The 24,623-nt window shown below is 65.5% G+C and carries 23 protein-coding genes; 4 read left to right on the plus strand and 19 right to left on the minus strand.

Annotated features, from left to right (window positions below):
* Window positions 1-126: 126 nt before the first annotated feature.
* Together D4765_RS20140 and D4765_RS09810 are read left to right on the plus strand one after the other, a co-directional pair.
* Window positions 127-822: an HNH endonuclease signature motif containing protein gene (locus D4765_RS20140; protein WP_420824531.1), complete on the plus strand. Its 696-nt coding sequence runs from the start codon at window positions 127-129 to the stop codon at window positions 820-822.
* Window positions 823-895: 73 nt separating this feature from the next.
* Window positions 896-2,440 carry a DUF7059 domain-containing protein gene (locus D4765_RS09810; RefSeq protein ID WP_237280354.1) on the plus strand — a complete coding sequence of 515 codons (1,545 nt, stop codon included), beginning with the start codon at window positions 896-898 and terminating at the stop codon, window positions 2,438-2,440.
* 24 nt (window positions 2,441-2,464) lie between these two features.
* On the opposite strand, the gene D4765_RS09815 is transcribed toward D4765_RS09810, so the two are convergent.
* The 7 genes from D4765_RS09815 to D4765_RS09845 form a co-directional block, all read right to left on the minus strand.
* Window positions 2,465-3,229, minus strand: a complete 765-nt coding sequence (locus D4765_RS09815; RefSeq protein ID WP_136642127.1) for a dienelactone hydrolase family protein — start codon at window positions 3,227-3,229, stop codon at window positions 2,465-2,467.
* A gap of 84 nt (window positions 3,230-3,313) precedes the next feature.
* Window positions 3,314-5,029 carry a dipeptide ABC transporter ATP-binding protein gene (locus D4765_RS09820; protein WP_237280362.1) on the minus strand — a complete coding sequence of 572 codons (1,716 nt, stop codon included), beginning with the start codon at window positions 5,027-5,029 and terminating at the stop codon, window positions 3,314-3,316.
* Window positions 5,030-5,057: 28 nt separating this feature from the next.
* The gene (locus D4765_RS09825; RefSeq protein WP_136642176.1) at window positions 5,058-6,020 is read right to left on the minus strand and encodes an ABC transporter permease; all 963 of its coding nucleotides are present in this window, start codon (window positions 6,018-6,020) and stop codon (window positions 5,058-5,060) included.
* A 149-nt stretch (window positions 6,021-6,169) separates the two neighbouring features.
* Window positions 6,170-7,273 carry an ABC transporter permease gene (locus tag D4765_RS09830; RefSeq protein ID WP_136642129.1) on the minus strand — a complete coding sequence of 368 codons (1,104 nt, stop codon included), beginning with the start codon at window positions 7,271-7,273 and terminating at the stop codon, window positions 6,170-6,172.
* 150 nt (window positions 7,274-7,423) lie between these two features.
* Window positions 7,424-9,061 carry an ABC transporter substrate-binding protein gene (locus D4765_RS09835; RefSeq protein WP_136642130.1) on the minus strand — a complete coding sequence of 546 codons (1,638 nt, stop codon included), beginning with the start codon at window positions 9,059-9,061 and terminating at the stop codon, window positions 7,424-7,426.
* Window positions 9,062-9,256: 195 nt separating this feature from the next.
* On the minus strand, window positions 9,257-9,937 hold the full coding sequence (locus D4765_RS09840; RefSeq protein WP_136642100.1) for a hypothetical protein: 681 nt from the start codon (window positions 9,935-9,937) through the stop codon (window positions 9,257-9,259).
* Window positions 9,938-9,999: 62 nt separating this feature from the next.
* Complete coding sequence (locus D4765_RS09845) at window positions 10,000-11,445, minus strand: glycosyltransferase 87 family protein (protein WP_136642131.1); 1,446 nt, start codon at window positions 11,443-11,445, stop codon at window positions 10,000-10,002.
* Between the two features lie 91 nt (window positions 11,446-11,536).
* Here D4765_RS09845 and D4765_RS09850 point away from each other — a divergent pair, with 91 nt between their 5' ends.
* Entirely contained in the window at window positions 11,537-12,832 is a 1,296-nt protein-coding gene (locus D4765_RS09850) for a molybdopterin-dependent oxidoreductase (protein WP_237280355.1), read from the plus strand.
* Window positions 12,832-13,302 carry a hypothetical protein gene (locus D4765_RS09855; RefSeq protein WP_136642132.1) on the plus strand — a complete coding sequence of 157 codons (471 nt, stop codon included), beginning with the start codon at window positions 12,832-12,834 and terminating at the stop codon, window positions 13,300-13,302. Before D4765_RS09850 ends, D4765_RS09855 begins: the two co-directional genes overlap by 1 nt.
* Before the next feature lie 11 nt (window positions 13,303-13,313).
* On the opposite strand, the gene argG is transcribed toward D4765_RS09855, so the two are convergent.
* The 12 genes from argG to D4765_RS09910 all read right to left on the minus strand — a co-directional run bounded on the left by argG (window position 13,314) and on the right by D4765_RS09910 (window position 24,407).
* Window positions 13,314-14,756, minus strand: a complete 1,443-nt coding sequence (gene argG, locus D4765_RS09860; protein ID WP_136642133.1) for an argininosuccinate synthase — start codon at window positions 14,754-14,756, stop codon at window positions 13,314-13,316.
* A gap of 39 nt (window positions 14,757-14,795) precedes the next feature.
* Window positions 14,796-16,100, minus strand: coding sequence for an LCP family protein (locus tag D4765_RS09865; RefSeq protein ID WP_136642134.1), 1,305 nt, complete (start codon window positions 16,098-16,100; stop codon window positions 14,796-14,798).
* 90 nt (window positions 16,101-16,190) lie between these two features.
* Entirely contained in the window at window positions 16,191-16,853 is a 663-nt protein-coding gene (locus D4765_RS09870) for a class I SAM-dependent methyltransferase (RefSeq protein WP_136642135.1), read from the minus strand.
* Between the two features lie 2 nt (window positions 16,854-16,855).
* Complete coding sequence (locus D4765_RS09875; protein ID WP_136642136.1) at window positions 16,856-17,656, minus strand: TIGR04282 family arsenosugar biosynthesis glycosyltransferase; 801 nt, start codon at window positions 17,654-17,656, stop codon at window positions 16,856-16,858.
* Between the two features lie 98 nt (window positions 17,657-17,754).
* Window positions 17,755-18,426, minus strand: coding sequence for a glycosyltransferase family 2 protein (locus D4765_RS09880; RefSeq protein ID WP_136642137.1), 672 nt, complete (start codon window positions 18,424-18,426; stop codon window positions 17,755-17,757).
* Window positions 18,419-19,564, minus strand: a complete 1,146-nt coding sequence (locus tag D4765_RS09885) for an NAD-dependent epimerase/dehydratase family protein (protein WP_237280364.1) — start codon at window positions 19,562-19,564, stop codon at window positions 18,419-18,421. The genes D4765_RS09880 and D4765_RS09885 overlap by 8 nt, the downstream gene beginning before the upstream one ends.
* Before the next feature lie 86 nt (window positions 19,565-19,650).
* On the minus strand, window positions 19,651-20,580 hold the full coding sequence (locus tag D4765_RS09890; protein WP_136642139.1) for an MTAP family purine nucleoside phosphorylase: 930 nt from the start codon (window positions 20,578-20,580) through the stop codon (window positions 19,651-19,653).
* 52 nt (window positions 20,581-20,632) lie between these two features.
* Entirely contained in the window at window positions 20,633-21,454 is an 822-nt protein-coding gene (locus tag D4765_RS09895; protein WP_136642140.1) for a methylenetetrahydrofolate reductase, read from the minus strand.
* Between the two features lie 24 nt (window positions 21,455-21,478).
* The gene (locus D4765_RS09900; RefSeq protein WP_136642141.1) at window positions 21,479-22,435 is read right to left on the minus strand and encodes a bacteriorhodopsin; all 957 of its coding nucleotides are present in this window, start codon (window positions 22,433-22,435) and stop codon (window positions 21,479-21,481) included.
* A gap of 8 nt (window positions 22,436-22,443) precedes the next feature.
* A complete protein-coding gene (locus tag D4765_RS09905) occupies window positions 22,444-22,785 on the minus strand; it encodes a DUF7882 family protein (RefSeq protein ID WP_201799281.1) in 342 nt (113 codons plus the stop codon).
* 12 nt (window positions 22,786-22,797) lie between these two features.
* A complete protein-coding gene (locus D4765_RS19965; protein WP_272898618.1) occupies window positions 22,798-22,923 on the minus strand; it encodes a hypothetical protein in 126 nt (41 codons plus the stop codon).
* A 110-nt stretch (window positions 22,924-23,033) separates the two neighbouring features.
* Window positions 23,034-24,407 carry an L-serine ammonia-lyase gene (locus D4765_RS09910; protein ID WP_136642142.1) on the minus strand — a complete coding sequence of 458 codons (1,374 nt, stop codon included), beginning with the start codon at window positions 24,405-24,407 and terminating at the stop codon, window positions 23,034-23,036.
* Window positions 24,408-24,623 lie beyond the last annotated feature (216 nt).

The raw sequence follows: 24,623 nt of genomic DNA on the forward strand, positions 1-24,623 counted from the left end.
CGGGCGTTGTTGGAAGCGTTGCAGTCCCCGAGGGTGCGCCCCCAGTTCGAAACCGACACTCCTGCCGATGGCGAATCCGGGCCGTCGCGTTCAGGGGCAAGCCCGCAGGGCGCGGCAGCCCCCAACGTGTGTCTTGGCCGGAACGGTGAACCAAGCGACGAGATCATCAAAGACGTACGTACGGGTGAGCAGTTCGTCTTCGACCGGTTCTATGACCTCCTGACCGTCGCGGCAGGCCTGACCGGTGCGCCGCGGATCAACGGTGCCGCCCCGGTGCTGAACATCCGGGTGGAACTTGATGATCTCACTGCCGGGCATGGTGTGGGTTGGGTTGATGGGATTGTTGACCCGGTCCCGATGTCGAGTGTGGAACAGATCCTCTGCCACGGCGACATCACGACCACCGTCTTCGGGCTGCACGGGGAAGTACTCCAGCACGGGAAAACGAAACGGCTGTTCACGACCGCGCAAAAGGCCGCTATGGCCGCACGGGATGGCGGGTGTGTGTGGCCGGGCTGCGACCGGGGCCCGTCCTGGTGCGAAAGCCACCACGTCGATGACTGGAAACACCAAACCTACGCACCCGGGCGCACAGACATCGACAACGGAGCACTGCTGTGTCACTTCCACCACACACATGTGCATTCTTCTGAGTGGAAACTCGCCATGCAGAACGGCGTCCCCGTTTTGATCCCACCGAAAAGCATCGACTGGGAACAAACCCCCAGACCCTGCTCCCAAATCAGATCGAGACGACGCGGACCCCTCCCCACAACACCACTACCACCATGGGTCAGACAACCACGACCATACACAACCTGAGCACGACCCAGCTCTGACTCTGAGGAAGACTGGCCGGTGCACCCGACAATCAGTCGTGCGCTTGAATGGAGGGGTGAGTTCTTCCCTGATTTCTGACCTGAGACGCGATCTCATCACTTCCAACTTCAGCGTCGAGACGGTCAGCGACCTGTGGGGCGATGAGGCTGCGTCGGCGCTTCACAGGGGCCAGCGGCTTCCAGCACTGCGCGCGTTGCATTCTCGGCGAGCCGCATCGACAGCCCTTTCGCGTGCGGAAACCCTGGCCGCTCTCTTCGTTCTGAATGTGCCGGTGTCAGAAGTCGATGCAGATTCAGCCCTGCCGCAGCTGGGGGTCGAGGGTGCGCTCACACTCGAGCTTGTGCGACGGCTCGAGACGGGTGAGGTGAGTGCGCTGCTCGATTTGCGTCCGTACAGCTTCGTCGATGCGTTCGGCGCCGGGAGCTGGTGGATCCTTTCTGACCTCGGCGAGGTCGCGGTCGGCGGGCCGCTCAGCGTTGGGCATGTGCTCGGCGTGGGTGGGGCATCCACCACCCTCAGCGGGCTGATGATCAGTGAACCGGTGGAACGCGTACTCGACCTCGGTACGGGGTGCGGAATTCAGGCCATGCACGCGTCGCGCCACGCGCTCACGGTGGTCGCCACAGATATCTCTGAACGGGCGTTGTGGATCGCCGGGCTCAACGCCGAACTGAACGCAATAGACAACATCGAGTTTCGGCTGGGTAGTCTGTTCGACCCGGTGGAGGGCGAACGATTCGACCAGATCGTTTCTAACCCGCCGTTCGTGATCACTCCGCGCAGGCAGGGCGTGCCGTTGTACGAGTATCGCGATGGAGGCATGGTCGGTGATGCGTTGGTGTCGACAGTCATTCGTGGGTGCGAAGATCACCTCACCGACGGCGGTATCGCCCAGCTGCTGGCCAACTGGGAGTACACGGCCGAAACCGAAGGCCTCGACCGGGTCAAGGGATGGGTCGACGGCTCGTCGCTCGATGCGTGGGTGATTGAGCGCGAGCTTCAGGATGCTCCGCAGTACTCCGAGACGTGGATTCGTGATGGCGGCACCCGCCCCGGCACCCCTGAATTCGATGAGCTCTACGCCGCCTGGCTCGACGATTTCGATGCGCGCGCGGTCACCCAGGTGGGATTCGGGTACGTGCTGCTTCGCCGCCCGGTCGAATCGCCGACACCGGGGGCTCCCGCTCCGCTCCGTCGGTTCGAGCGTCTCGACGGCGCTCGGGGCTCGAACCCGTCGGGGCTCGGCCAGTACTTCGCGACGAGCCTCTCGGGCCACGACTGGCAGTCGTCGCGTTCAGATAAAGAGCTGCTCGCGTCAACCGTGACGTACGCCCCCGATGTGACTGAAGAACGGCATTACTGGCCGGGCCAGGAGAACCCTACGGTGATGACGCTGCGTCAGGGCTCAGGGTTCGCGCGAACGGTTTCGCTCGACACGGCACTGGCGGCGCTGGTTGGGGCCTGCGACGGCGACTTGACGATCGGCCAGATCTGCGGTGCCATCGCACACCTGCTTGAGGTCGATGAGGCTTCTTTGGTGGCCGATGTGCTGCCGCGGATGCGTTCGCTCATCGACGATGGGTTTCTGCTGCCAGCCTGATCGATGTCGAACGGCGAACAGGCGTCAGGCTGACGTGACGAGGTGGCGAGCGAAGAACTCGGTGCTTCGCTGCCAGGAGTCGTGTGCGGAATCCGGTCGGTAGGCGTGTGCGTTGGTGTCGTTGAAGAATGCGTGACCCGCACCCGGGTAGGTGACGGCCTCGAAGTCAACACCCGATTCGTGCATCTGTTCGGTGAGGGCGGGCAGAGCCCCGAAGAGGTTCAGGTCGTCTTCGCCCACGAAGTAGAGAACCGGGCACTCGATCTCGGCGAGAAGTTCGTTCGTCAAGTTGGCGTAGCCGTAGAAGGGGGCGCTCGCTTTCACCCGCGCGTCGGCGACGGCCAGGCTGAACGCGTAGCTTCCGCCGAAACAGAACCCGGTGACGCCGATGCGACCGTCGACGCCCGGTTGCTGTTCGAGGTAGTCGACGCAGGCGATCAGTTTGGTGATTGCGGCGGCGGCGAACTCGGGCGCCGCGATGGGGGCCATCAGTTCGCGAAGGCGCGGTTGGGCCGCGCTTCGCTCTTCGGGGTCGGCTGCGAAGAGTTGCCGTTGCAGGTCGGCGGCGACCTCGGCGGTCACACCGAGCCCGCCCATCAGATCGGGGGCCAGCGCGAGATACCCTTCGGCTGCGTAGCGGTCGGCGATCGTCGTGATGTGTTCAACGAGCCCCCACACCTCATGGATCACGACGATGGCACCGCGCCATTGGGCAGGGTCGCCGTCGGGCGTGGCCACGTAGGCGGTGAACGGATGCTCGGCGGCACTGAGTTCGACAGAACCAGTCATGCGGGGTGGGCCTTTCGGGCGGGAGGGCTGGCAGGCGGGCAGACGGGCAGACGGGCAGACGAGCAGGCGGGCAGAGGTACTGGGTTACTGCCCGGCCGCGCGCAGCAGCCGCAGGGCATCCCGCCGCTTCGCCTGCTCGATCGGGTCGGGTACCGGCAGTGAGGCGAGCAGGCGCTGAGTGTAGGGGTGCTTCGGGTCTCCGAGCACCTCTGCCCCCGTGCCCTCTTCTACGAGCTTGCCTTTGAACAGCACAGCGATGCGGTCGGCCAACAGGTCGACCACGGCCAGGTCGTGGCTGATGAACAGGGCCGCAAAGCCGAACTCCCGCTGAAGCTCAGCGAAGAGTTCAAGCACGCGGGCCTGAACAGAGACGTCGAGCGCCGAGGTGGGCTCGTCGGCGATGAGCAGTGCCGGTTCGAGCGCAATGGCCCGCGCGAGGCTCGCACGCTGGCGTTGACCGCCCGAGAGCTCGTGCGGATACCGATCGCCGTAGCTCTTCGGCAGCTGCACGGCCTCGAGCAGCTCGTCGACTCGTGTTCTCGCAGCTCGCGGGTCGCGGGCTCGGCCGTGGATGACCAGCGGCTCGGCCACGCACTCTGCGATCGTCAGCAGCGGATTGAAACTCGAGGCTGGGTCTTGAAAGACGAACCCGATGTTCGACCGCGTCTTCTTGAACACCCGCTCGCGAACGCCGTTCATCTCGTGGTCGAGAACCTTCAGCGAACCCCCGGTGACCCTGGTGAGCCCGCCGATGGCTCGGCCGATGGTGGTCTTACCTGACCCCGACTCACCGACCAACCCGAGCACCTCGCCCGCGCGAATCTCGAAGCTCACACCGTCGACGGCAACGAACCCGCCGCGGCCGAGCCGCCCGGGGTATTCGATTCGCAGATCGGTTGCGACGACCACAGGGGCCGTGCTCTGCCACGACTGCTCGCGACCTGATGCCCGCTCGGCCGTCTGCAACGCGCCCTGGCCGATGTGCGGCACCGACGCGAGCAACTTCTTGGTGTAGTCGTTCTGCGGGTTCGAGAAGAGTGTCACGGCGTCGGCCTCTTCGACCACCTTGCCTTCGTACATGACTGCGACCCGATCGGCGAGGTCGGCGACGACACCCATGTTGTGCGTGATCAACACAATGGCCGTGCCAAACTCGTCGCGGCACCGCCGCAGAAGGTCGAGAATCTCGGCCTGCACGGTGACATCGAGCGCCGTGGTGGGCTCGTCGGCGACGATCAGCCCCGGATCGAGCACCAGCGCTTGCGCAATGACCACGCGCTGCTTCTGCCCGCCAGAGAACTGGTGCGGGTAGTAGTTGACCCGCGTCTCGGGGTCGGGAATGCCCACCTTCCGCAGAATGTCGATGGCCTTCGCTTTGGCCGCGGAGCGCGAGATCTTCGAGTGCGCCCGCAACCCCTCCATGATCTGCCAGCCCACCGTGTACACCGGGTTCAGCGCTGTCGAGGGCTCTTGAAACACCATCGACACGTCTGAGCCCCGGATGCCCCGCAGCTGTTTCTTCGTGAGAGTGAGCACATCGTTCGAGTCGGTTCCCGCGCGGTTCGACAGCACGATGGCTCCGCGCGCAGTAGCCGTCTCGGGCAGCAAGCCCAGGATCGTCTTCGCGGTCACGGTCTTGCCCGAACCGCTCTCGCCGACGATAGCCAGTACTTCGCCGGCGGCGACGCTGAGACTGACGCCGTCGACCGCCTTGATGGCACCGGCATCGGTGGAGAATGACACCTCGAGGTTGCGGATCGACACGACAGGAGCCTTGGAGGCGGCGGTTGCGGTGCCGATGTGTGCGGGGGAGCGTGCGGGTACGGGGCTATCGGTCACGATCGGCCTCACCTTCGGTGTCTTCGAGGCCGGCGAGTCCGGCGGGGCCCGCGGTAAGGGTTCCGCCGGGTACGACAGAGGTCTGTGCCACATCTCCCGACGCCGCAGAGACGGCGCGCCGACCACGCAGCCGTGGGTCGGCGAGGTCGTTCAGACTCTCGCCCACGAGGGTGACGCCGAGTACCGAGAGCACGATGGCGAGCCCGGGGAACACCGCCGTCCACCAGATTCCGCTGGTGACGTCGGAGAGCGACTTGTTGAGGTCAAAGCCCCACTCCGCCGCGGCCGTCGGCTCGATGCCGAACCCCAGAAACCCGAGGCCAGCCAGCGTGAGAACCGCCTCTGAGGCATTCAACGTGAAGATCAGCGGCAGCGTTCGGGTCGAATTGCGAAGGACGTGTCGGAACATGATGCGTGTGTTCGACGCACCGATGACCTTCGCCGACTCGACGAACGCCTCACCCTTGATGCGCACGGTCTCTGACCGGATGACCCGGAAGTACTGCGGAATGTAGACCACTGTGATGGAGATGGCCGCCGCGAGAATGCCGCCGTACAGGTTCGACTGGCCGCCCGAGATGACAATCGACATCACGATGGCGAGCAGCAACGACGGAAACGCGTAGATCGCGTCGGCCAGAACCACGAGGATTCGGTCGAGCCAACCGCCGAAGTACCCCGAAACGAGGCCGAGGAAGACCCCGAGGAAGATCGACAGGATGATCGCCACGACCATCACCTCGAGCGCGGTCTGAGCGCCCCAGATGACGCGGGAGAATACGTCGTACCCGCCCACGGTCGTTCCCCAGATGTGCGAACCGCCGGGAGCGAGCTGGGCACCGAACGGACCGTTGTCGTCGCGCAACTGAGAGAAGCCGTAGGGAGCGATGAACTGGGCGAAGACCGCGCAGATGACGAACACGGCTGTGATGATGAGGCCGATGACGAGCATGCCGCGCTGGAGCCCAACGCTCTGGCGCAGCTGGTGCACGACGGGCAGACGGGAGAACAGGCTCTGTTTCGGCGGCCGGGTGGCTTTCGTTGCCGGTGACGCGGTCGGCCCGCCTGCGGTCTCGGGTGCTGTTGTTGGTGCACTCACGATCAGTACCTCACCCTCGGGTCGATGAGCGCCGCAATGATGTCGACGATGAAGTTTGTCACGGCCACGATCACAGCCAGTAGCGCGACGATGCCCTGCACGGCGACGAAGTCGCGCGCGGCAAGGTACTGCGCGAGCTGGAACCCGAGGCCCTTCCACTCGAAGGTCGACTCCGTGAGCACCGCGCCGCCCAGCAGCAGCGCGATCTGCAGGCCGATGACGGTGATGATGGGTATCAGCGCCGGCTTGTACGCGTGCCGGCGAACCAGCCGATACTCGCTCACGCCGCGCGAACGTGCCGCGTCGACGTAGTCGGTCGAGAGCGTACCGATGACGTTCGTGCGCACCAACCGCAGAAAGACCCCGGCTGTGAGCAGCCCGAGCGCGATGGCGGGCAGCACCGCGTGAGTCAGAACGTCGCCGATGACGGCCGGGTCACCGGTCTGAAACGCGTCGATGAGGTAGATGCCGGTTCGGTTCGGCAGGTCTTGCATCTCGAACTCCGAACTCGTGGTGGCTCGGCCCGCGACGGGCAGAACGTTCAACCACACGGCGAAGATGAGCTTCAGCAGAATGCCGGCGAAGAAGACAGGAGTGGCGTAACAGAGAATGGCGAAGACGCGCAGTGCGGCATCCTGACCCTTGTCACGAAAGTAGGCGGCGAGCATGCCCAGCGGAATGCCCACGATGAACGCCACGATGAGGGCGTAGAACGCCAGCTCGAGGGTTGCTACGCCATAGGTGGCGAGAATTTCGGTGATGGGCCGGTTGTCGCTGATGCTGGTGCCGAAGTTGCCCGTGACGATCTGGCCGAGGTACTCGAAGTACTGCACCAGGATGGGCCGGTCGTAGCCGGCTGCATGGATGCGCTCCTGCAGTTGTGCGCCGCTGAGACGGCCGCCCAGGGCCGCGGTGATCGGGTCGCCCGTCGCCCGCATGAGAAAGAAGACCAGGGTCACCAGGATGAAGATGGTGGGAATGATGAGCAGGAAGCGAATGACGATGTAGCGACCGAGGCCTCCTCCGGAGGCCTTGCTCTTCGCAACGGGTGAAGCGGGGGAGGCCGGAGGTACCGGGGGTACCAGGGCCTGGGCGGTCGCTGTCATGGATGCCAATCGTCAGTGAAGGGTAGTGCTGTGCAGGTGATCGCTGTGCGGTGGTGCAGATTCTGGAACTCTTATGGCCCAGTGGGCCTGTGTGAGGGGGCGGCCCGTCGAAACGAGCCGCCCCCTCGGTGAAGCGATTCTAGCTAACGACTAGCCCTTCGTGAGCGCCGCGTAACGGAACTTGAACGACGCGTCGAGCGTGTCGGAGGCCCCGTTGACGGTCGAACCGACCACGGCAACCTGCGCGCCCTGCAGATAGGGGATCGTCGACAGATCGGCAGCGACTTTCGCCTGGATGTCTTGGATCTCTGTCGTGCGGGCAGCCGAATCGGTCTCGCCGACCTGCTTCGTGATCTCGTCTTGCACCGCAGTGTTGTTGTAGTGGTTGGCGAGGAAGCTGTCGGCCGAGAAGAACGGGGTCAGGTAGTTGTCGGCGTCGGAGTAGTCGGGGAACCAGCCGAGCTGGTACTCCGGGTAGACGTCTTTCGTACGGTCTTTGGAGTACTGCACGTAGTCGGTCGTCTGCAGGTTGACCGTGAACAGGCCGCTCGACTCGAGCTGGTCTTTGATGAGCGCATACTCATCGCCTGACGACGGGCCGTAGTGCTCGGAGACGTACTGAAGGTTCAAGACGATCTTGTCGGTGACGCCGGCTGCGGCCAGGGTGGCCTTCGCCTTGTCGAGGCTGGGCTTGCCCGAACCGTCGCCGTAGAGGTCTTTCAGTACGGTGGTGGCACCGGTCAGACCCGCGGGAACGTAGGAGTACAGCGGCGTGTAGGTGCCCTTGTAGACCTGCGAGGCGATGGCGTCACGGTCGATGAGGTCGGCGACGGCCTTGCGCACGGCGAGTGCCTTGGCGGGGTCGGCGTCGGCCGTGGTGGCGCCGAACGGCTGGGTGTTGAAGTTGAACACGATGTAGCGGATCTCGCCGCCGGGACCGTCGACGACCTTGACCTTGTTGTTCGTGCTCAGGTCGGCCACGTCGGTCGCCGACAGGCTGCGGAACGCGACGTCGATGTTGTTCTGTTGGATGTCGAGCTTCAGGTTGGCAGACTCGGCGTAGTACTTCACATTGACCGTCTTGGTCTTCGCGGCGCCCAGCAGACCCTGGTAGTTCGGGTTCGCCACGTACTGAATAGTGTTGTTGAAGTCGTAGCTCTTGATCATGTACTGGCCGGCGAAGGCGTTGCCCTTGACGATGTCGGCGTCGGAGGTGAGCGCAGTGGCCGAGAAGACCTGCTCATCGACGATGGGGCCGGCCGGGCTCGAGAGCACCTGCGGGAAGGTCTGGTCGTTTGCCGCCTTCAGCGTGAAGACCACGGTGGTGGGGTCGGGAGCCGCAGTGCTGGCGAGGTTGCCAAGCAGTGACGACGGGCCGTTCTGGTCGGCGATGGCCAGTTGGCGGTCGAAGCTGAACTTGACGTCAGAGGAGGTGAGGTCGTCGCCGTTGGCGAACTTCAGGCCGCTCTTGAGTTTCACCGTGTACTGGGTGGGTGTGGTGAATGTGGCCGACTCGGCGATGTCGGGTTTGACGTCGGGGCTGCCGTAGGGGGTGTTCATCAGGAACGGGTAGACCTGATTCATCACGGCGAACGAACCGTTGTCGTACGAACCGGCCGGGTCGATGGTGGTGATCTTGTCGGTGGTGCCGATGGTGATCGAGCTGGCTGCGGAGCCGGTCGACGATGAGTTGTTCGAGTTGCCTGAGCAACCGGCGAGCACGAGCGCCGAGGCGGCGAGCCCTGCGGCTACACCGACCAGTCGCTTTTTGGTGAATGCGGACGACATGGACGTCTACCTCTTTCAGTTTGCTGTTTGCTGTGTAACCAGTCTTAACACACCGAAAGCGAGGCAAAGTTCAATTCGCCGAAATGTTTACAGCAACGCAATGAATGGATGCACAGCGAAAGGGCCCCGACGGTTTTCGTCGGGGCCCTTCAGCTGTGGTGCGAGGGTGGTGCGTGGTGCGGGTGGTGCGGGGTGTTACTTGGTGTTGACGGTGATCTTCGCGACACCCACGAGCAGGCCGGCCTTGACGGCGGTCGTGTTGTAGGTCTTGTTCAGCAGTGCGGCAGCGTCAGCTGACACGTGCACGGTCGTGCCCTCGAGGATCGCGGTACCGTTCGTACCGGTCTGCAGCGGCTTCAGCGTTGAACCATCGAGATCGAACAGGAATGCCTGCTTCGCGACTGATGCACCGTTCGCGGCGACATCACCGTAGAGCTTCGAGGTGCCCGGGTCGATGGTGAAGTTCGTGAGGTCGACCTCGATACCGCCACCGGTCAGGCTCAGACCCGAACCGGCGTGATCGATGGTGCCCTGCACGTAGGGGCGGTACGACTGGGCCGGGTCGTAGTACTTCACGTTACCGCCCGTGATCGGGAACGCGAGAACGCCGGCCTGTGACAGGGTTGCGGTACCGATGACACCGGGGGTGAGGGAGAGGCTCTTCAGTGCGGCGAGGAACCCGGCATCGACCGTGACCTCGGTATCGACACCCGACAGGGCCGGGATCGTCGCGATCGGGGTGCCGTTCGTGGAGGCCGAAGCTGAAGGAGACGACGTCGATGACGATGTCGTTGAGGAGGTCGAGCAAGCGGCGAGAGAGAACGCGAGCAGACCCGACGCCGCGATAGCGAGCGAGACAGTTTTGATGTTGCGCATGAGGGGGAGTCCTAACAGGCTGTGTGCGAGAAGCGGTTGCCATCTCGATAGCAGTAGTTCGGTCACCCCCACAAAAAGGTTTGGTCTCGTGTAAAAAGGCCACGCCGAGCGAGGAGCCCAACGAGTACGACGACGATGGCGAGGGCGAAGGAGACGCGAGCGACGGCAAGGGTGGGAACGAGCAGCTGCGCGGTGAGGGCGAGGGGAACGGCCATCCATTCCCACCGCCCGCTGAGGGCGACGAACGGTACGAGCAGCAAGGCGTACCAGGAGTAGTGCGGGGTCACGACGAGCAGTGTGACGCCGATCATCACCACCTGGCCGAGCCAGGGATTCTCAGGGTCGGTGCGTCGCCACACCAGCACGGCGGTGACAAGAAGAATGAGCGCGGCGAGAACGAGCGCGCCGGTTCCAGGGGCGACGATCGAGAGCAGGGCGAACCGGCTGCCGTCGTCGTAGCCCTCTTCAGAGAGGTAGCCCGGCAGATACCCGATCACCGCAATTCCCGTCGAGAGAATGTAGGGAATGTACAGGGCGACGAAGGTGAGTACGGCCCCGAGAATCACCTTCCAGGGCTGCCTCCGCAGCAGTGCGGGGGCCGCGATGACGGGCACGAGTTTCACCGCAATGCTGACTCCGAGGCTGACGCCACCGAAGAAGCTCGTCGGGGTTCCGCGCCGCCCGCGCGACACGAGCAGGGTGGCAGTGAGTGCGAGCAGCGCGGCCAGAGCATCCACGTGCGAATTCGTGATGGCCTCGGTGGCGACGAACGGGCTCCACGCCCAGAGGGCGGCCCAGCGCACGTTCATTCCGCGCCGGCGCAGTGCCAGAACGAGGGCGAGTGTGATCGCAATACAGATGAGGAGCCCGGTCAGCTGGAAGGGCCAGTACTCGGCGCTGCTGCCGACCACCGATCGCACGGCGAAGAAGTAGATCTCAGCCGCAGGGGGGTAGATGGTGTGCACCTGCGGGCGGTTGATGGTGGTGCAGAGAACCACGAACGAGGGCACGCTGATGGTGCGTTCGACGCGCACGCCGTCGCACTGCGGGCGGCCGTCGGCGTCGAGCACCGAAGGGGGAAACAGCCACGGCGTGCGAAACTGCGCCAGCGCGTCGTCGGCCGGGGTGTATCGATAGGGGGAAATGCCCTCGGTCTGAACGATGCCGTCCCACGCGTAGCGCGCCGAGTCGGTGCTCGTGTTGGGCGGCCCGGCGAGGGCGGATGCCCCCAACACTGCCGATCCGGCGAGTACCAGCGCCACCGCCGCTTTCGCGGGCACCCGGCAGAGCAGCCACACTGCGAGCCCGAACAGCGCCCAGAGCGCAGCGGTGTACCCGATGATGCCGCCCGCGCCGGCACCCTCGCCGGCCGCGCCGGGGTCGAAGAACCCGAGCGTCGTGACCGAAAGCACCGTGAGCGCCGCCATCGCCGCGAGAACCAGCGCCACGACGCCGACACGAATCGCACCACCGAAGCCTCGGCTCGCGGAGTGCTGTCGGCCGGTCACACGCTCATCTTGCCATCACAAAGATGCCGTGTCCCGCCCAATTCGCGTTCGGCTCCGAACTACAGTCACCACAAGCGATTAGATGGGGATCATGCTGCGACGACTGCTGCTGAACATGCAACGTGCTGTTGCCGCGCCCAGCCGCAACCCTCGGCTCGCCGTTGTCATCGGGCGTCTGCTCGCAACGGCGTTCCTCGTGTGTTTCGGTACCGGGCTCTACTCCCATTTCCTGCAGGAACCGCTGCCGTGGATGCACTTCCCCACCCAGCCGAGCAACCTGTACCAGTACACGCAGGGCATCCACATCACCGCCGGAATCGCGTGCTTTCCGCTACTGTTCGGCAAGTTGTACACGGTGTTCCCGAACCTGTTCGAGACCCCGCCGATCACCGGCATCGGCTCTCTGCTGGCCCGGGCATCCATCGCCGTCTTCGTGGGCGCATCGCTCGTCGAGATCACCATCGGCCTGCTGAACACGTTTCAGTTCTATCCGTGGCCGTTCGGCTTTCGTGAGGTGCACTTCGCGCTGTCGTTCGTGATCATCGGTTCGCTCGCCATTCACATCGCCGTGAAACTGCCGATCATTGCGCGGTATTGGCGCAAACGAGACGGCTACCGCCCCGAGGTGTCGTTCGACGCCGACGAACAGTCGGCTCTGGATGCCCCCCTCATCGATGTGCCCCGACCCGTTCTGGGCACACCCCTCGAGCCTGTCGCGTCGAAGGTGGCCTCGCAGGCATCGGGTCTCACCGGTCGCGTCTTCGCGTGGATCGACGGCACCCCTCGCCCTCAGCCCCGCACCTCACGGCGCACCTTTCTCGCCACCGTCGGTGCGAGCGTTGCGGCCGTAGTGCTGCTCACCGCGGGTCAGTCGTTCGCCGTTCTCAAACCGTTCAATGTCTTCGCCCCCCGCGAAAAGGGAATCGGGCCGAACCAGGTGCCCGTGAACCGCACCGCTATGGCCGCGCAGGTGACCGACACGGCGATGGATGCGGCGTGGGCGCTTCGCATTACAAACGGCACAACGACGGTCGCTTTCACCCGGGCCGAGCTGTTGGCCATGCCGCAGACCACCGTGAACCTGCCGATCGCGTGTGTTGAGGGATGGAGCCAGATGGCCACCTGGTCGGGCGTACGCCTGCACGACCTGGTGGGCAGGGTGGCGCCCGATGGAGCCGCGCTTCGCATCACGAGCCTCGAGAAAGAAGGTGGCTACCGTGTCACGCAGATGGGCTCCGAGTACGTGAGCGATCTCTCGACTCTGGTGGCACTCACCCTGAACGGTGAGACGCTCGACATCGACCACGGGTACCCCGCGCGCATGATTGCGCCCGGTCGCCCCGGGGTGCTGCAGACAAAGTGGCTCGACCACGTGGAGGTGATGTGATGCGCGAGGTTGACGACGTGGGCGACATCCGCAGGTTCCGGCTCGCTCGCGCGATTCTCATCGGCGTGGGGGTGCTCGGCCTCCTTCTCGGGGCCATCGAACTGGTGATGAAGCAGACGCCCATTCAGATCGTGGGCGTCGCCGTGTGGATGCTCGGCGCAATCATTCTGCACGACGCCATTCTGTCGCCGCTGGTGCTCGGCATCAGTGTGCTGGCGAGGCGAGCGGGGCATCGGGTCTCGAAGGGCGTGCTGGCCATCATGCAGGGCGCCGTCGTGGTGGGCTCGATCATGACCCTGCTTGTGGTGCCTGAGGTGTACGCGAAGACGCTCGGCCCCAACCCCACCGTGCTGACGTTCGACTACGCCCAGCGCCTCGGCGTCATGTGGCTGGTCATCGCGGCCCTCACAGCCCTTACCTGCATCCTCTACACGCGACGGGCTGCGAAGAATCGGTTGCAGCGGCAGTAGCGCTGTTTCAGTCAGTCGGTGCCGGCGTCGAACGCCGCGCCCTCGGAGGCGGCGTCGGTTGCCCGCCCGAGTGCGTCGGCAGCCGCGTCGGGCGATGTGGTCGGGTCGAGAATCTCCCGTGCCTCGCCCGCCTCGAGCGCGCCGATGAGCTCGGCCGTCGCCCCGCCGATGATGCCCGATGCGGCATACTGCTCGAGCCTGGCACGCGAGTCGGCGATGTCGAGGTTTCGCATGGTCAGCTGCCCGATACGGTCGCCAGGGCCGAAGGCCGCGTCGCCGACGCGCTCCATCGAGAGCTTGCCGGGGTGGTAGCTCAGCAGCGGGCCGGTGGTGTCGAGAATGGTGTAGTCGTCACCGCGACGCAGTCGCAGAGTGACTTCGCCCGTGACAGCAGAACCGACCCAGCGCTGGATGCTCTCGCGGAGCATGAGCGACTGCGGGTCGAGCCAGCGGCCCTCGTACATGAGGCGCCCGAGGCGACGGCCCTCCGCGTGATAGTTCGCCACCGTGTCTTCGTTGTGGATGGCGTTCAGCAGCCGCTCGTACGCGATGTGCAGCAGCGCCATACCGGGGGCCTCGTAGATGCCACGGCTCTTGGCCTCGATGATGCGGTTCTCGATCTGGTCTGAGACGCCGAGGCCGTGACGGCCGCCGATGGTATTCGCTTCGAGCACCAGGGCAACGGCGTCGGTGAACTCGACACCGTTGAGGGCCACGGGCCGGCCAGCTTCGAAGCGCACCGACACGACCTCGGTGAGTACCTCGACGTCGTCGCGCCAGGCAGCGACACCCATGATGGGTTCGATCAGGTCAAGACCCGAGCTCAGCTCTTCGAGGAGCTTGGCCTCGTGCGTTGCGCCCCAGATGTTCGCATCGGTGCTGTACGCCTTCTCGGTGGCGTCGCGGTACGGAAAGCCCCGGGCGACGAGCCACTCGCTCATCTCGGTGCGGCCGCCGAGCTCGTTGACGAAATCTGAGTCGAGCCACGGCTTGTACACGCGAAGGCGCGGGTTGGCCAGGAGGCCGTAGCGGTAGAACCGCTCGATGTCATTGCCCTTGTAGGTGGAGCCGTCACCCCAGATGTCGACACCGTCGTCTTTCATGGCACGCACGAGCATCGTGCCGGTCACCGCGCGGCCGAGCGGGGTGGTGTTGAAATAGGTCTTGCCACCGGAGCGGATGTGGAACGCGCCGCACTGGAGGGCATTCAGGCCCTCTTCGACCAGTGCGCTCTTCGCATCGACGAGACGGGCGATCTCAGCTCCGTACTCGAGGGCACGGTTGGGTACCGAGTCGATGTCTGGTTCGTCGTACTGGCCGATATCAGCCGTGTACGTGCAGGGCACTGCGCCCTTCTCCCGCATCCAGGCAACCGCACAGGAGGTGTCGAGCCCTCCGGAGAATGCGATACCGACTCGTTCACCGACGGGGAGACTGCTCAAGACCTTAGACACACCGAAAGCCTAGTAGAGGTGGGTGTGCCCCCGAGACGCCTAGTTGTTGCCGACGGTGCAGGTCTGCTCAGCTGCCGTCTGGCCGCTCACGTTCGTGGGCAGCGAGACTGAGGTCGACGTGGGTGTGGGTGTCGGTGTTGCCGCGCCCGTCTCGGTGGGCGTCGGAGTCGGAGTACCGGTAGCCGCGGGCGTCGCGGTTGCCGCGGCCGAAGGGTCGGCCTCGGCCGCGATGCCGGTCTTACCGGTGAGCGTGATGGGCTTGTTCTGTTGCAGGGCAGTATTGAGCAGCTTCGCCGCAGTGGCGTCGGGTATTACGCGATTGACATCGTCGGGGTCGGTGACTGCGGGGTACTGAACGAAGACCAGGCTGCTGAGACTCACATTCTTCAGCGCGAGCGCAATGGAGACGAGGGCAGTGGGGTCGGTCAGCGTGGTGGAGAACTGCATGTTCGACAGCGCCGCGTTGGCGAGCGAGTACAGAGAGATGGGATTGGCCAGCACGCCGGCGCTGGTGATCTTGCGCATCAGTGACGACAGAAACACCTGCTGATTGCTGATGCGACCGAGGTCACTGCCGTCGCCCACGCCGTGGCGGCTTCGTACGAAGGCAAGCGCTTCATCGCCCACGAGGGTCTGCTCTCCGGCAGCCAGATCGAGGCCGGTGTAGGCATCGGTCACGGGGGTGGCGAGGCACACGCTCACACCGCCGACGGCGTTCGACATGGCGATCACACCGTCGAAGCTGATGACCGCAGCGTAGGGAATGCTGAGGCCGGTCATCTTCTCCACGGTCAGAACGGTGCAGGAGAGGCCGCCGCGCGACAGCGTGGTGTTGAACATAGCGAGATCAGTGGCGTCGACCGTGCCCTTGCCGCTCGGGTCGGGGCACTCGGGAACCGGCACCATGAGGTCGCGCGGAATGCTGATGACCGTGGCATTGGTGTGATCGGCCGAGACGTGCAGCAGCATAGTGACGTCGTTGTTGCCGACCCCGGAGCTGGCATTCTGATTCGCCGAGTCTGTGAAGCCGGTTCCCTGGTTCGTGCGTGTGTCGGTGCCCACCAGCAACAGGTTCACCTCACCGTCGATAGCCCCGACGCTCGGGATTGCCGCCGCGGTCGAACCGGGCAGCTGCGCGAGTTGGATACCCGGTTTGATGCGCCCGACCGTCTGCCAGACAGCGATGGCTGCGACCGACGTCGAACTCACCGCGAGCACCACGATGCAGGCAAGAAAGATCTTGGCGGCAGTGGCGACGGGGCTCTGGGTGGGGCGGCGACCGTGTTTCAGCGGGGTCTCGTGTGCAGTCATACGTCGGCTGGGCTGCCCTCTCGTAACGGTCATTCGTGTCACCATGGTGCCGTACGATTGCTGGGAACTCCGTCGATTACGGCGTTTCTACCTGAAATTCTTTGCAGATGCCCAGAATTTCGCTCACTCGTGCCCGAGTCGGCAGAAGGTGCGACCGTCGCGGCTCCAGGTCTGGGTGACGCGGAGGCCGGTCATCCGGGCCCTGGTTTCGAGAGCCGAACTGCCGATCTGGGCCCAGGGAAACGAGGCGCTGACCGCGCCGCTGTTGTCGTCGAGCGTGACGGTGCAGTCGAAGGTGGCGTCGGTGGCAGGATCGGTCTGCACTTCGACAAGAACGCTGCCACTCGGTGAGAGCAACTCGGCGCAGCGTTCGAGCATGAGCGACACGTCGCCGCCGATGCCGATGTTGCCGTCGACCAGCAGCAGGGTCATCCATTCTCCCTCGAGGGGGAGGGGTTCGAAGACGCTGCGCTTCAGCACGGGGATGCCGGCCTGCTCGGCCACGTCGATGGCGGCCTGCGAGACGTCGATGCCGAGCGCCACATACCCAGCGGTCAGCGCGGCTTTCACCATGCGGCCGGGGCCGCACCCGATGTCGAGAAGCGGGCCTGTGCCCTCTTCGATGAGGCTCATGTCGGTGGCGTCTGCTGCGGCGCTCCAGCGGCTGACATCCATCACGACGGCGTCGTGCTTGCCGAAACCGTCGGGGATGAGCAGCAACTGGCCGTCGTTCGCCAGGGCGCGGGCGTAGGGTTCGCCGCCGCCGGCGCCGAAAGTGGGCGTCATTCTCAGACCATCGAGACGAGTCGGCGGGCTGCGCGGGCTGCCCGGGCGGGCTGCGTCACGCGCTGCTGCGGCAACTGCTGCGGCAACAACTGGGCCTGGGGCTGATGCAACTGGTGCAGCTGAGCCGTGGCGAAGACGCGGGCGAAACGACTGGTGGGCGCGGTGATGGCCACCTCGACCGCATCGTCGACCGTGTCGACGTCGGTGAGTTCGGGCAGCATTCCCACGCGGAGGTGCGCGTCGTGCAGGCGGCGCAGCTGCTGTGCGCCCGTGTCGTCTTGTGACATGCCGACACCGCGGATCAGTGATCCCGTGGGGTTTGAAAGGGCGAGCGCCCAGAACCCTCCGTCGGTCGCAAAACCGAACCATGCGTCGATGCTCTCGGTGGCAGCATCGCCGGTGACCGGGTGCGCCAAGCGGGTCTGCCACGACGCCGGTGCAGTGTGTGCGGCAGCCCACGCCACGACGGGGGCGAGATCTTCGTGGGTCAACTGCGGGGTGTCCATGCCGACGAGCAGCGTGGGGCCCGTGGCTTCGTCGAAGAGGGCTGCCAGCCGGTCATCCAGCCCACCTGATGACTGCGGCACGATTTCGAATCCGCGCGCTTCAGAGGGGGCGTTGTCGGGGTTGCCGTCGAACGCCAGAACCCGACGGTCAGCGGGAAGGGTGCGTACCACCTCGAGGGTGTCGGCAAGGCTCGCTGCGGCGACGGCCGCGGCCTGGCCGGCCGTGAGGTCGGGGGTCAGACGGGTCTTCACCCGGCCGGGTATGCACTCTTTGGCAATGACGATGATGGTGAGCAACTGCGACTCCTCTGACGATAAATCTGCGGCGAGGGCAGATGCACCCTCGAGCAGTCTTCGGAGCCGGTACTCGTTTCGGTGGTTCGCTGAGCGAACGTTCAGCTGTGCTTGACTTCGGCGAGCAAACGAGACATGTCGTTGATCGCCACAATGGTTCCGCGCAGGGTTCCGGTGACCTTCGAGCGCCCCACCCGTGGGGCGTACGACGTGTCGATCTCGCGGATGCGCCAGCCTCTCGTCGACGCACGCAACACCATTTCGAGCGGGTAGCCGCTGCGTCGGTCTTCGATGCCGAGCGCCAGCAGCCGTTCACGATGCCCGGCGCGCATGGGCCCCAGATCTTTCAGGTCGATTCCGGCACGCCACCGGATGAGCGTGCTGAGCGCTCGGTTCGCGAGCCTCGCGTGCAACGGCCAGGAGCCTCGCCCGGTGGGGCGGCGGCGGCCGAGCACGAGATCAGCCGTGTTCGAAAGCAGAGCATCGACCAGTCTCGGCAGCTCCGCCGGATCCATCGACGCATCTGCATCGCAGAACGCCACGATGTCGGCCGTGGCGGCGACCAGACCGGCGTTCGCGGCCGCGCCGAAGCCACGGCGTGCTTCGCTGACGACGGTAGCACCGTGGGCGCGAGCGACATCGGCTGAGCCATCGGTAGAGCCGTTGTCGACAACGATGCCGCGGTACCCCTCCGGCAGGCGGCCGAGCACCCAGGGCAGGGCGCCGGCCTCGTTGAGGCAAGGAAATACGACGTCGACAGAGAACTCAGGCATGAGTCGAGGGTAGGGCAGTTGAGGGTGGGGCAGTTGAAGGTGTCGAGACGGCGGCCCGGAGGGGGGCGGTGGCGAACTCGCGCACGCCCTGCTCGAAGGTGACGGCGGGCATCCAGTGCAGTTCGAGACGCAGGCGCTCAGACGAGGCCGTGATGTGTCGCACGTCGCCGAGGCGGTATTCGCCCGTGGTCACCGGGGCCGGGCCGTTCGACCAGCGGCTCAGTTCGGTGGCGAGGTCACCGATGGTGTGCACTGTTCCGCTGCCCACATTGAAGGCGCGAAAGGCGCCTCCCGGGTTCGGCAGGGCGGTGTTGTCGATGGCGGCAAGGTTGGCGGCGGCCACGTCTCGAACGTGAACGAAGTCTCGGCGTTGCAGGCCGTCTTCGAAGACCCGGGGCGCCTCGCCGCGTTCGAGTGCCGAGCGGAACAGCGACGCCACCCCCGCGTACGGCGTGTTCTGTGGCATGCCGGGCCCGTACACGTTGTGGTACCGCAGCGCGACCGCGCGTCCTCCGGTCGAACGGGACCACGCTGTGGCGAGGTACTCCTGCGACAGCTTGCTCGAGGCGTAGACGTTGCGCGGGTCGAGGGGGGCGTCTTCGAAGATGAGTGCAGGCTCGAGTGGCACGCCCGTTTCGGTGTCGACGGGGTCGAAGCGCCCTGCCTCGAGATCGGCGACGAGCCGGGCGGGTGGCCTGACCGTCTCGCCTCTGCTGCCTGCGCTGCCCGTGTCATCGGTCTCGCCCGTTTCGATGCTGCCGGTACTGGATGCGCGGCGGTAGCTGCCCTCGCCGTAGACCACCATCGACGACGCCAGCACCAGCCGGTCGATGCCCGCGGTCGTCATGGCGGCGAGCAGAATCGCGGTGCCGAGTTCGTTGCTCGCCACGTAGTCGGGAGCGTCGAGAAAGTCGACTCCGAGCCCGACCTTGGCCGCCTGATGGCAGACGACGGTGACGTCCACGAGGGAATCAGCAACGGCTGCGGGGTCGGTCATGTCGCCGAGCCGGAAGTCGACGCGTGGGTCGAGCCCGGCGGGCCGGCCCAGCTGCGCCGCGTGCACGTCGGGTCGCAGCGAGTCGAAGACGCGTACCGCCCAGCCCTGCTCGAGGGCGGCCGTGACGATGGCGCTGCCGATGAACCCGGCGCCGCCCGTGACGAGAAGGGTTCTGGGTTCGTGGCTCGAAGCGCTCGCGGGCTGCGTGACCGAGGTGGGGTGGTCGCTCACGATGCTGCGCCAGAGACGGTTGCTGCGGCAGAGACGGTTGCTGCGCCAGAGACGGTTGCGGCGGGCGGGTACGCGAGAACAGCGGCCACTTCGGCGGGCGCGATCAGGTCGCGCGGGGCGTAGTCGGCGGGGATCGCCCGGATGATGGCCTCGATGGCCCCGACGATGCGCGGCTGGGCTGCGGCGAGGCGCTCGAACACCAGCTCGGCGCTCACCGAGTCGTCGTCTAGCGACGCAGACGCAGACGCAGACGCGTCAGCCGCAGGCGCAAGACCCGCATCGGCATCGGTGACGAACGACAGGTTCACTGTGCCGATGGTGAGTTCGGCGGCGAGCGTCACCTCGGGCACCAGGGTCATGTTCACCGTGTGGGCCCCGGCCGCGCGAAACCACAGCGACTCGGCGCGCGTCGAGAACCGCGGGCCCTGAATGACCACGACCGTGCCCGTCGAAGCGAACACCTCGCCCGCTTCGGTGAGCGCCCGCGCCGCGATGCCGTGAAGTTCAGGGCAGAACGGGTCGGCCGCAGCCAGGTGCTGCACGCTGCCCCGGTCGAAGAACGTGTCGGGTCGGCCCGACGTGCGGTCGAGGAACTGGTCGGTCAGCACGAGGGTTCCGGGCGGGTACTCGGGGCTGACGCCGCCCACGGCGGCCGACGAGACGATGGCGCGCACGCCGAGCGATTTCAGCGCCCAGATGTTCGCACGGTAGTTGATGAGATGAGGCGCCACCGAGTGGTCTGACCCGTGCCGGGTGAGGAACGCTACGCGCCGACCGCCGAGCTCTCCGACCGTGATGGTGCTCGAGGTGGGGCCGTATGGCGTGTCGACCGTGAGCGTCTCCGATGACGCGGGGTCGAACAGCGAGTAGAGCCCCGAGCCCCCGATGACGGCGACGGTCGCGGTGGCGGCGTGGTGGTGTGACATGCGTTTAACGTAACAGCGACCGAGCAGGAACGCGGGTGGGGCGCGTGGGGCTTTACTCGGCGGCAGCCCCGTGCGTACGTGCCACCAGCGACTGCACCTCCGGCAGCCGCTCGATCTCGTTGAACGAGTACACGTGCAGCCCTGCTACTCCCACGCGCTGCAACTGCGGCTCGGCCGCGAGCTCGGCGATGAACGGCGCCGGGTCGAAATCGCGAGACCTCAGCAGCCCGCCCGCCACACCGGCGCTTCGCTTCAGGAAGCCGAGCGAGCTGCCAACGCCGATGCGCGCCGAGAGCGAGATGAGGCGCGATCGTCTGAGTGCCCCGGGCACCCCGACCCAGAGCGGTGCCGTCACGCCCGACGCCCGCAGCTGGGCGGCGTAGGTGCCGATGGTCTCGGCCGAGAAACAGAGTTGAGTGACGACCTTGTCGACGAAGGGGGCCCGCTCGAGCAGGTGCTTCGAGAGCTGGTCGGGGCTCTGGTGGGGGTGGCCCTCGGGGTATCCGGCGATGCCGAGCGACAGCTGCGGTGCGCGGTCGACGATGTCGTGGATGAGTTCGAGACTGGTGGAGTACGAGCCGGCCGGGGAACCGCCGTCGCCTGAGACGACGAAAGCTTCGCCGATACCGCTGTCGTGCATCCGGAGCAGAATGCTTTCGAGTTCGCCGCGGCTGGCGATGGCGCGGGCAGAGAGGTGCGGCACCACACCGAAGCCGAGGCGTGCAAGCTCGATCGACGCACGCACGGTACGTTCGACGCCGTGCTGCGGCAGGCTGGTGACGGTGAGGGTCACGGCAGAGGTGTCGGCGAAGGTGCGTGCGAGCCGGTCAGCGACACCGTCGGCGGGAATGATTTCAAAACGCAGTGCGGTCACCCACCCAAGCGTGTCACATGCCGGCTACAGGTCGCCGACCACCTCGGGGTCTTGAACGGTGGGAACAGCGGTGCTCGTCGGTGGCCGCGAGTGCCGAGGGTGAACTTCGGCGCCCTTCGCGAGATGCACCTCGAGCGGTTGGCCCGCATCAGAGAGTTTCTCAGACGAGATCCAGATCGACTCCGGATGCACGTCGTCACCTGCCCGTACATCTTCGGCCGTGCGCAGCTTCGCCACCCGGTGTATGAGGGTGCCGAAGCCGAGCTTCACCACGACGTCGGCCACGCACAGCGCGATTTGCATCGTCGTGGCCCACGCGCCGCCATCGCCGAAGATCTGGATGAGGAAGACGATCGGGTAGATCACCCAGCCCGAGAGCAGCACAATCGCCGCGTTCTTCAGCAGAACAGCCGCCCGAGGGGTGACGTTCGGAAGCGATTTCTGTACGGCGCCGATGAGCACGATGTTGGTGGCGATCCAGAACACCACGCTGATGCCGCCCCAGAGCAGGGTCGACACGCGGTTCTCGCCGCCATCGACGATGATCGCGCCCATGAAGCCGCAGAAGATCATCAGAAACGAGAAGCCGCCAGCCATCAGCTGTGTGCGCCGCAGGTGGGCGCCGGTGAAGGTACAGACGGCGAGCAACTCGAACGTGAGGAGTGGAACGGTGACCGACCAGTCGCTGTAGCGCAGAGCAAAAAGCGAGACGGTCGAATCGGTGGGCGAGTACGCGCCGCCGGAGTGGGTGTAGCTCAGCAGCAGGGTGAGCAGCAACCCGATGTACGAGACGAAGGCGATGCCCGTGATGCTGAGCCGTGCCACGACGGCCGGACGAAAGCGTGAACCGACCTCAGCCTGCGTGACGATGCTGCGCATGAACCCGGCGAGCAGGGCGAGACCGGCGAGAACAAAGAAGTACAGAGTGAGCTGGAACTCGGCCGTTGTGAGGGTGGCGGTCCAGGGAGGAATGAGGTTCATTGACGCTCCTAGACTCGAGCTCGGCCGGCCGGAGCCGCGGTGTGCGCCACCGAACCCGGTTCGGGAAGAAAAAAGAGACCGCTGCCACTGTTCGCCGACTCCATGAGCGCGTCGATCCACTCCCTGTTTATAGAGGGAACGCGCGAGCCGAAGAACCGGTAGTAGAGAGTGCTGCTGGCGTCGAGCCAAATAGAACTGCGGCCGCTGCCGACCTCAGCCGAATCGTTCCAGGAGAATACAAAGCTCTCCCGGCGGCGGAGTTTGGCGGTGATGACAATCTGGAGATGCTGGAGAGCCCGGTCATCGAAACTGATCTCGATGCTGGGGCTCCCGTAAAGCAGTAGGCCCAAAACCCGGCCTGTCTAGAGGTCTTTGGGGTCTGTATCGGCTGCCGCGCCGCCCGAGGCCGTGTCTTCATCGGTCTCGGCATTGTGGTTCTGCTGGGTGTCGGTTGACGTGTCGGGAGTCTCATCTTTTTTGTCGCTCATGAACACCAAAATACGCGGGGCTGTGCGGGAGCTGCGGCTACTGCCCTGGGGACTTGTGCGGAGGGCGACGCGGGGCTAGCATCGTGCGCTTTCTGCGCCCTACGACATGCTCAGCACTCCACCACATTCAGTGCCAGGCCCCCGCGCGATGTCTCCTTGTACTTGTCTTTCATGTCGGCACCGGTCTCGCGCATGGTCTTGATCGCTTGATCGAGCGAGACGTGGTGCTCACCGTCGGTGCGCACGGCCATGCGGGCGGCCGTGATGGCCTTCACCGCCCCCACCGCATTCCGTTCGATGCACGGAATCTGCACGAGGCCGCCCACCGGGTCGCAGGTGAGGCCCAGATTGTGTTCGATGCCGATCTCGGCCGCCATCTCGACCTGTTTCGGTGTGCCGCCGAGCACTTCGGTGAGCCCGGCGGCCGCCATCGAGCAGGCCGACCCGACTTCGCCCTGGCAACCGACTTCGGCGCCCGAAATCGATGCGTTCTCTTTGAAGAGGATGCCGACGGCGGTGGCCGCGAGCAGAAACCGCACCACCCCGTCATCGGTGGCCCGTGGCACGAACTCTGTGTAATACGACAGAACGGCCGGGATGATGCCGGCGGCCCCGTTCGTCGGAGCCGTCACCACGCGCCCGCCCGCCGCGTTCTCCTCGTTCACGGCGAGAGCGTAGAGGGTGACCCATTCCATGGCCCGTAGGGGGTCGGACGGGTCGAGGTGAGCCTCGAGCTGGGCCCGTTGGGCCGCGGCACGGCGGCGTACCTTGAGGCCACCGGGAAGAATGCCGGGGGTCGAGCATCCGCGCTCAATTGTCTGCTGCATCACGTGCCAGATGTGCAGCAGCTCGGCACGCACCTCCGCCACGGTTCGCCACACCAGTTCGTTCGCGAGAACCAGGTCGCTCACGCGCATTCCGGTGCTCTCGCAGAGCGCTACGAGCTCATCGCCGCTCGAGAAGGGGTACGGAACGGGCGTGGGGTCTTTCACGACGACCTTCTGACCTGTCTCGTCTTCGTCGACCACGAAGCCACCGCCGATCGAGAAGTACTCGCGCAGTTCTAGGGGTTCGCCGGCACTGTCGAACGCGGTGAACCGCATGCCGTTGCTGTGGAAGTCGAGGCGCTCGCGGCGGTGCATGACGATGTCGGTGCGCCACGAGAAGGGCACCGGATGCCCGCCGGCCAGTTCGAGCACCCCTGCGGTCTCTGCGCGCTCGACCGCCGCATCGGCCGTCTCAGGGTCGACGAGGTGCGGCTGTTCGCCCGCGAGACCCAGCATCACGGCCTTGATCGTGCCGTGACCGTGGCCCGTGGCCCCGAGCGAGCCGAACAGGTCGACGCGCACCCGGGCGACCGCCTCGAGCGTGCCCGCCTCTCTCAGCCGAGTGACGAACTGGTAGGCGGCCCTCATGGGCCCGACGGTGTGAGAACTCGACGGGCCGATGCCGATGGTGAAGAGGTCGAATGCGCTGAGGCTCATTGCAAGAAGTGTAATCTCGGCCCCACGACAGAAAACTGCAAACCACGACAGAAAGCCGCGACGCTGTGCTGACGCTCGTCTTTCTCGCCGCCACCTTCCTCACCGCCGCAGTCTCTGACGCCTCTCTCCACAACCTCACCCTGCACACCCTCCCGCCCCGCCCGCGCCCTTAATCCGAGAATAAGTCCCTTATCAGAATGGCGCCGGGGCAGGGGC

Origin of the sequence: Subtercola vilae (assembly GCF_004923255.1) — a bacterium.
GTDB classification, from domain to species: Bacteria; Actinomycetota; Actinomycetes; order Actinomycetales; family Microbacteriaceae; genus Subtercola; species Subtercola vilae.